6 protein-coding genes are annotated in these 7,906 nt (G+C 40.3%); 3 read left to right on the plus strand and 3 right to left on the minus strand.

Features of this window, described 5'->3' with window-relative positions; all coding sequences use genetic code 11:
• Positions 1 to 251: 251 nt before the first annotated feature.
• The 3 genes from B4J23_RS12085 to gltA all read right to left on the minus strand — a co-directional run bounded on the left by B4J23_RS12085 (position 252) and on the right by gltA (position 4,198).
• The gene (locus tag B4J23_RS12085) at positions 252 to 1,877 is read right to left on the minus strand and encodes an NAD+ synthase (RefSeq protein WP_159122816.1); all 1,626 of its coding nucleotides are present in this window, start codon (positions 1,875 to 1,877) and stop codon (positions 252 to 254) included.
• Positions 1,878 to 2,250: 373 nt separating this feature from the next.
• Positions 2,251 to 2,754, minus strand: coding sequence for a hypothetical protein (locus B4J23_RS12090; protein ID WP_291360924.1), 504 nt, complete (start codon positions 2,752 to 2,754; stop codon positions 2,251 to 2,253).
• A 169-nt stretch (positions 2,755 to 2,923) separates the two neighbouring features.
• The gene (gene gltA, locus B4J23_RS12095) at positions 2,924 to 4,198 is read right to left on the minus strand and encodes a citrate synthase (RefSeq protein WP_004782984.1); all 1,275 of its coding nucleotides are present in this window, start codon (positions 4,196 to 4,198) and stop codon (positions 2,924 to 2,926) included.
• A 1,001-nt stretch (positions 4,199 to 5,199) separates the two neighbouring features.
• Here gltA and sdhC point away from each other — a divergent pair.
• Genes sdhC through B4J23_RS12110 form a run of 3 tightly spaced genes read left to right on the plus strand, consistent with a single transcriptional unit; the run spans position 5,200 to position 7,874 of the window.
• Complete coding sequence (gene sdhC / locus B4J23_RS12100; RefSeq protein ID WP_291360926.1) at positions 5,200 to 5,598, plus strand: succinate dehydrogenase, cytochrome b556 subunit; 399 nt, start codon at positions 5,200 to 5,202, stop codon at positions 5,596 to 5,598.
• Positions 5,598 to 5,963, plus strand: coding sequence for a succinate dehydrogenase, hydrophobic membrane anchor protein (gene sdhD, locus B4J23_RS12105; RefSeq protein ID WP_291360928.1), 366 nt, complete (start codon positions 5,598 to 5,600; stop codon positions 5,961 to 5,963). The genes sdhC and sdhD overlap by 1 nt, the downstream gene beginning before the upstream one ends.
• Before the next feature lie 12 nt (positions 5,964 to 5,975).
• Positions 5,976 to 7,874, plus strand: a complete 1,899-nt coding sequence (locus B4J23_RS12110) for an FAD-binding protein (RefSeq protein WP_004782979.1) — start codon at positions 5,976 to 5,978, stop codon at positions 7,872 to 7,874.
• Positions 7,875 to 7,906 lie beyond the last annotated feature (32 nt).

Here is a 7,906-nt window from a genome sequence, read left to right on the forward strand (position 1 = left end):
ACTCATAATGCGGGGGTCACAGGTTCAAGTCCCGTCATAGCCACCATTTTTAAAGACCAAGCTCTCAGCTTGGTCTCTTTTTTTGTGCCTTAAAAATATCAATAAAAAATTAAGAGAAAGTTCTTCTAAATTTCTGTCTGTTTAAATTTTTGAATCTTCTTTTAATTTCTTAACCCTATTTATTTTTCTAAAGATAGAAAAATGCCCAAGCATTTACTTGGGCATTATGGCTAATCTAGTTTAGTTAAAACTTAGATACCTGCTTTCCAACCGTTAACGATTGGATAGCGACGTTCACGACCATAAGAACGTGAGCTAATACGTGGACCAATCGCACCCTGACGACGTTTGTATTCGTTAATATCAACCAGACGAATCACTTTTTTCACAACTTCAGCTTCAAAGCCTTTGGCAATGATGTCATCTTGACTCAGATCTTCTTCAATATAAGCATAAAGAATCGCATCAAGTACTTCATAAGCCGGTAATGAATCCTGATCGACCTGATCCGGACGAAGTTCTGCAGATGGTGGACGGGTAATCACACGCTCAGGAATCACAGGAGTTTCTGCGATGCTATTACGATATTTCGCCAGTTCAAACACAATGGTTTTATAAACATCTTTTAATACCGCGAAGCCGCCGACCATATCGCCGTATAGTGTACAGTAGCCAACGGCAAGTTCAGATTTATTACCAGTTGCCAGAACCAGATTGCCGAACTTGTTAGACAGCGCCATTAATAGCGTACCGCGTGCACGTGCTTGCAGGTTTTCTTCAGTGGCATCTACAGGGGCATTGCCAAAGAATGGATACAGGGTTTGCAAGAAGCCACTTACAATCGGGTTAATCTCGGCAATACCGAAAGTTACACCCATTGTTTTCGCCTGTTCAGTAGCATCTTCCACACTGATCTGAGCAGTATAGGTATAAGGCATCATCACTGCTTGGACTTTGTCAGGGCCAATCGCATCTGCTGCGATGGCAAGAGTCAGGGCAGAGTCAATACCACCAGACAGACCCAGAATTACACCTGGGAAACCTGAACGCTGTACATAATCACGAGTTGCCATCACCAGACTTTGATAAATCTCGGCCATGGTTTCTAGCGCTGGAGTAATCGTGCCTTTGCTAAACTCTAATTTTTCTGCATCATATTCAGCGATATACAGGCCTTTTTCAAAGCTAGGCGCTTGCAGAGCTACTTCGCCTGATTTATTGAGTACAAAGCTGGTACCGTCAAAGATTAGATCATCTTGGCCACCTACCTGGTTACAGTACACCAGATTGATATTCAACTGTTTGACCAGCGCAGCCATGGTATCGATACGGTGTTGCGGTTTGCCAACTTCATATGGAGAAGCATTCAAAACCAGTGCAGTATCAATATTCAATTGAGCCAGCTGTTGAACCGTAGACAATGACCAGACATCTTCACAGATCAGGACACCAAATTTGTGTCCCAGATATTCGAAGACCAGATGCTGATGTCCTTCACCAAAATAGCGTTTCTCATCAAATACACCATAGTTTGGCAATGTCTGTTTATTATAAACCCCTAAAACTTCGCCATCTTTCATAACGGCGGCTGAGTTATAGCGTTCACCATCTTCGGTTTGATTGACAAAACCAAAGACCATGACGATATCTTTTACTTCAGTCAGTTTCTCAAACGCCAGTTTTGTACGTTTAGCCAGACTTGGACGAATTAATAAATCTTCAGCCGGATAACCTAAAGTTGAAAGTTCAGGGAAAATAATAAGATCAGCATTATCTTTTTTGGCCTGATTTGCCAAATCTATCATTGTCTGCGTATTTGCATCTAAATTGCCCACATGTGGAGAGAATTGAGCAATCGCAATTTTAAAACTTTTCATTCCAATTAAGTCCTATTCCTATAGGTGAATACACTAAATCACTGATTTTTAAAATTCTAATTATCCAGCTGAGTGCAGTTTGATACGAACAAAATGCCAAATGGCCAAAATTAAAAAAGTCATGACCGCATGATCATTAAATCTTGATTTGCGAGCTAAAAATATCTTACTTGGCTTATTTTATCGAAATTTGAGGCAGATGCTAGAGCTGTTTCAGGAGAATTGAAACAGATGCACAAAGTTATGGTCAAAAATGACTTATTATGGTGCTTTTTTATTCTGGTAAATGCACAAAAATACTCAATTGGATTTAAATAAGTTTATTTTCCTAAAATAGAAATCAACAGAATACTTGAGTGAAAAATATTCAATATCATCTGCTTAACTGATTTTTTAGAATAATATTGGGGATTTTTTTTAAAAAAATATCGCGTGCAATATCTCCCTGTTGTTCAATGTTATAGTCTAAAAAGGATTTGTTGGGATTAAATTGATATTTGTAAGGATTATATTTTCCCATACTTAAAAAATAAGCGGCTTGTAAAAAAGCGCCCTTAAACAACACATTAATATTCTGCTGATATTGATAAATATGCGTCATTTCATGAATGAAAAGCGCCTGATAAGAACGGCTTTCTTTAGAATAATCGTCCCGATAATTCAGGTTGCGGACGTGAATATAACCACTTGGTGCCATAATCACATGCTTGGATTGCCAAGGCAGGAAAGGGTGATTCATGACACGGACTGCTGAATAGTCAATCAGGTCAGCAAAGACTTGCTGGCAAAGCTTGATTTCCCCTGAAGTTAAGTTCCGGCTTTTAAACTGATCAAAACGAATCATTCTCAGGATGAAGGGAAGCAGGTAAAACAGCATTAAAACTCAATCCTTAACGATATAAGAGTAATTTCTAGAAATTTGCAGAAATTGAAAATTCTTCAGGTTTACTATTTTAAGTTTTTCACATCTTGGTTGTGTTGGTTTTTGTCAGTCATAAAAAAACCACCCAGAAGGGTGGTTTTTACGTCTTTCAACGCTAACCGAATTAACGGTTGATGTCGCGTTGAACTTCACCAGTGTAAAGCTGACGAGGACGACCGATCTTGTAAGGACCGCTGTGCATTTCTAACCAGTGGCTGATCCAACCAACTGTACGTGCAAGCGCGAAGATCACAGTAAACATTTCTGTTGGGATACCAATCGCTTTAAGGATGATACCTGAGTAGAAGTCTACGTTAGGGTAAAGGTTACGTTTGATGAAGTATTCGTCAGAAAGCGCGATACGTTCAAGTTCCATAGCAAGAGCAAGCTGTGGATCGTTGATGCCAAGAGCACCAAGAACTTCGTCACAAGTTTCTTTCATTACTTTCGCACGTGGATCGAAGTTTTTGTACACACGGTGACCGAAGCCCATGAGTTTAACTTCTTTAGTTTTCACTTTTTCCATGAAGCCAGCAACGTTTTCTACAGTGCCGATTTCATCAAGCATCTTAAGAACAGCTTCGTTCGCACCACCGTGAGCAGGACCCCAAAGTGCAGAGATACCAGCAGCGATACATGCATATGGGTTAGCGCCAGTAGAACCAGCTAAACGTACTGTAGACGTAGAAGCATTTTGTTCGTGGTCAGCGTGAAGCGTGAAGATACGGTCCATTGCTTTCGCAAGGATTGGATCTACTTTGTAGTCACGGTCTGCAGGAGTTGCAAACATCATGTACAGGAAGTTTTCAGCGTAAGTCAAATCGTTACGTGGGTAAACGAATGGTTGACCAACAGTGTATTTGTAGCTCCAAGCTGCCAAAGTAGGAATCTTAGCGATTAAACGAATCGCAGTGATTTCACGATGGTTAACATCTTCGATGTCCAGATTGTTGTGATAGAACGCAGACAACGCACCAACAACACCAACCATGATTGCCATAGGGTGAGCATCACGACGGAAACCGTTATAGAAGCGGCTTACTTGATCGTGAACCATAGTGTGGTTACGAACTTTAGCGTCGAATTCTTCTTTTTGCTCAGCTGTTGGAAGCTCGCCATTAAGAAGTAAGTAGCAAGTTTCTAGGTAATCAGCTTTAGTTGCTAACTGGTCAATTGGGTAGCCACGGTGTAAAAGAACACCTTTATTACCATCGATGAAAGTGATTTTAGACTCGCATGCAGCTGTTGCCATAAAACCAGGATCAAAAGTAAAGTGACCTGCAGCCAACACATCTTTAACGTCGATTACATCTGGGCCCAATGTGCCGCTGTAAATTGGTAATTCAATTTCTTTGCCATCAAGCTGTAAAACGGCTTTCTTGCCAGTTGCTTCAGACATTCAATAGATCTCCTGTCCTGGTGAATGTATATCCGAGTTGCCTATCAATCTTTTAATGCACAAAACGGACGGATCAAAAATTTGCTATAAGATTAGTGGCTACTGAAATTTTGTCAATTATACTTATGGATGAAAAATGACATTATCACGGTGGTTTAGTCATTTATCTTGGTATAAAAAGTTTAATAAAATCACAGTACCAAACCTCTATAATAAGTCAAATTGAACAGAAGGTGCAGAAAAAAATATAGTCTTTGCCGTATTTGTAAGTGTTTTTTCCTAGCAAAAAATAAAGGAGAAATTGAGAAAATATTCTAAGGCCGCAACTTAAAATTATATAAATCTCGTAACTTACATCGATTTCCTGAAGTTTTTACTTCAAACTTGAATTATAAATAAAAGCAATAAATTTTTTTTTGGCTCTGTTTAATCGGCTAAAAAATAGCTCGTAAATTTGCTTCACTTTGTTTAATACAACTTAATCAAAAATATAAGTGTTTTTTTGAATATAAAATGTCTAAAAACATCAAAAAAACTATGATCTACAAAGAGATAAGTAGGTTTTAGTATAAAAATTCTAAATTGAGATGCCTTTATATAAATAGTCATTATTTATTTGTGAAATATATCCTTATGATTTTACTTGGGATTAATAAGGACTTAGGATTGAAATTATATTTTTGCTGTTCATCTTTAGTCTAAATCTACTTAGTCGAAGCTTGGCTAGATAACAGACTAAATTAATCAAGTTAATTATTAAAAAACAAATATCTAGAATGAGAATATGAAGGTAAAGTAAGTGGGGGAGAACTTAAAGTTGTTGTTAATGATTCTTATTTAAAGGTTTTTTGTTCAAAAAGCCAAATACAGTTGTTTGTATTTTAATAGTTCACGTTTTATAATTCAGTGTCGTTTTATGTTTAGGCATGTATTTGCCTGATAATGCCAGCTTTCCTTCGAATTAATTCCAACAAACTCCGGATGGAGTTTTTAACTACAGGATGCCCGCTGTGAAAAGCAACAGACCTGTCAATTTGTCCATGGGTCAAGTTTTAGAAGTAAACTTAAAATCACCCGTGGCTATTGCATCAATTCTACACCGTCTTTCAGGTGTCATCGTATTTTTACTCGTACCGGTCCTTTTGTGGCTGTTGGATAAATCATTGTCTTCAGCAGAAGGTTTTGCTGAAGTGCAGGAAATCTTTAACGGTTTCTTTGTCCGCTTTATCGTATGGGTATTTGTAGCCGGCTTAATTTATCATTTGTTCACTGGTATTAAGCACTTACTTGCAGATATCGGCGTTGCAGAAGAACTGCAAAGCGGTCGTACTGCAGCTATTATTTCATTAATCTTGTCTGCAATCGGTATTGTTGCAGCATTTGTATGGATCGTACTCTAATGAAAAGTGCTACTGGTTTAACAGGTTCAGGTTCTCGTGATTGGTTTCTTCAACGTGTGAGTGCAGTGGTTCTAGCTGTGTATACTGTTATCGTTTTGGGTTGGATTCTACTGAATGGTGGCTTCAACTACGAGCAATGGTACGGCTTTATGATGACAGTTCCAATGAAGATCATGTCTTTGTTGGCAGTCTTATCTCTTGTTGCGCATGCATGGATCGGTATGTGGCAGGTATTCACTGACTATGTGACTACTCGTCAAATGGGTCCATCAGCATCAGGTTTACGCCTTGTACTGACTTCAGCAGTGATTATTGCTGTATTTGCATATGCGATCTGGGCAATCCAGATTTTTTGGGCGAATTGATAGGAAACAATCATGGGCGCTATAACCCCTAAAGAAGATTACACAAATATTCCACACGAAACTTTCGATGCAGTTATCGTTGGTGGTGGTGGTTCTGGTATGCGCGCTTCTTACCAACTTGCTCAAGCAGGTTTGAAAGTTGCGGTACTGACTAAAGTATTCCCAACACGTTCTCACACTGTAGCAGCGCAGGGTGGTATCGGTGCATCTCTTGGTAACATGCAAGAAGATAACTGGCACTACCACTTCTACGACACAGTTAAAGGTTCTGACTGGTTAGGTGACCAAGACGCGATCGAGTTCATGACTCGCGAAGCACCGCAAGTGGTATACGAATTAGAACATTTAGGTATGCCATTTGACCGTAACGCAGACGGTACGATTTATCAACGTCCATTTGGTGGCCACTCTGCAAACTACGGTGAAAAAGCAGTTCCACGTGCATGTGCTGCAGCCGACCGTACAGGTCACGCGCTTCTTCATACGCTTTATCAAAGCAACGTGAAAATGGGTACTCAGTTCTTCGTTGAATGGATCGCGCTTGACCTGATCCGTAACGAAGCTGGTGATGTACTGGGTGTGACAGCAATTGATCAGGAAACTGGTAAAATTGCCGTATTCCAGGCGAAAGCTACATTGTTCGCTACAGGTGGTGCTGGTCGTGTTTACCGTGCATCTACTAATGCTTATATCAACACTGGTGACGGTCTTGGTATGGCAGCTCGTGCAGGCATTCCATTACAAGATATGGAATTCTGGCAATTCCACCCTACAGGTGTTGCTGGCGCAGGCGTACTGTTAACTGAAGGTTGTCGTGGTGAAGGTGCAATCCTTCGTAACAAAGACGGCGAACCGTTCATGGAACGTTATGCACCGACTCTGAAAGACTTGGCTCCTCGTGACTTCGTATCACGTTCTATGGACCAGGAAATCAAAGAAGGTCGTGGTTGTGGTCCTAAAGGCGATTATATCCTTCTTGATATGACTCACTTGGGTGCTGACACCATTATGAAACGTCTGCCATCTGTATTCGAGATTGGCAAGAAATTCGCGAACGTTGACATTACTAAAGAGCCAATTCCTGTAGTACCAACAATCCATTACCAAATGGGTGGTATTCCTACGAATATTCATGGTCAGGTAGTTGTTCCTGAGTCTCCAGAATCTGAAGCTCTAGTAACGAACTACGACAAGAATACTGATACCTATTCTACTAACCAAGAAGGTCGCAACTTCACGAAACCAGTGAAAGGCTTCTATGCGATCGGTGAATGTTCATGTGTATCTGTACACGGTGCAAACCGTCTAGGTACAAACTCACTGCTTGACTTGGTTGTATTTGGTAAGGCTGCTGGTCAGCACATCATCGACTACGTGACTAAACACCACGGTGATGAGTATGAACCGCTTCCTACAACTGTGCTTGAAAACACAATTAAGCGTGTTCGTAAGCTGGATGAATCAACAACTGGTGAGAATGCTCAAGAAGTTGCTGATGCAATCCGTGACATCGTTCAAGACCACGCGGGTGTATTCCGTACAACTGCGCTGCTTGAAGAAGGTGTAAAACAAATTCTTGCAATTGAGCCGCGTGTTCGCAACATTCACTTGAAAGACAAATCTAAAGTATTCAATACTGCACGTATTGAAGCTCTAGAAGTTGAAAACCTGTATGAAGTTGCTAAAGCGACCTTGATTTCAGCTGCTGCACGTAAAGAATGTCGTGGTGCTCACACTGTGGTAGATTTCGAATTACCACCAGATCACCCAGAGTATCCATATGGCCGTCGTGACGACGAGTGGATGAAACACACCTTGTGGTTCTCTGCTGATAACCGTCTTGAGTACAAGCCAGTGCGTTACAAACCACTTTCGGTTGATGCAATTCCACCGAAACCACGTACATTCTAATCAGGAGATTAAAGATGAGTAGAGGTACTCGT

The organism is Acinetobacter sp. UBA3025, from assembly GCF_002367915.1.
Taxonomy (GTDB): Bacteria; Pseudomonadota; Gammaproteobacteria; order Pseudomonadales; family Moraxellaceae; genus Acinetobacter.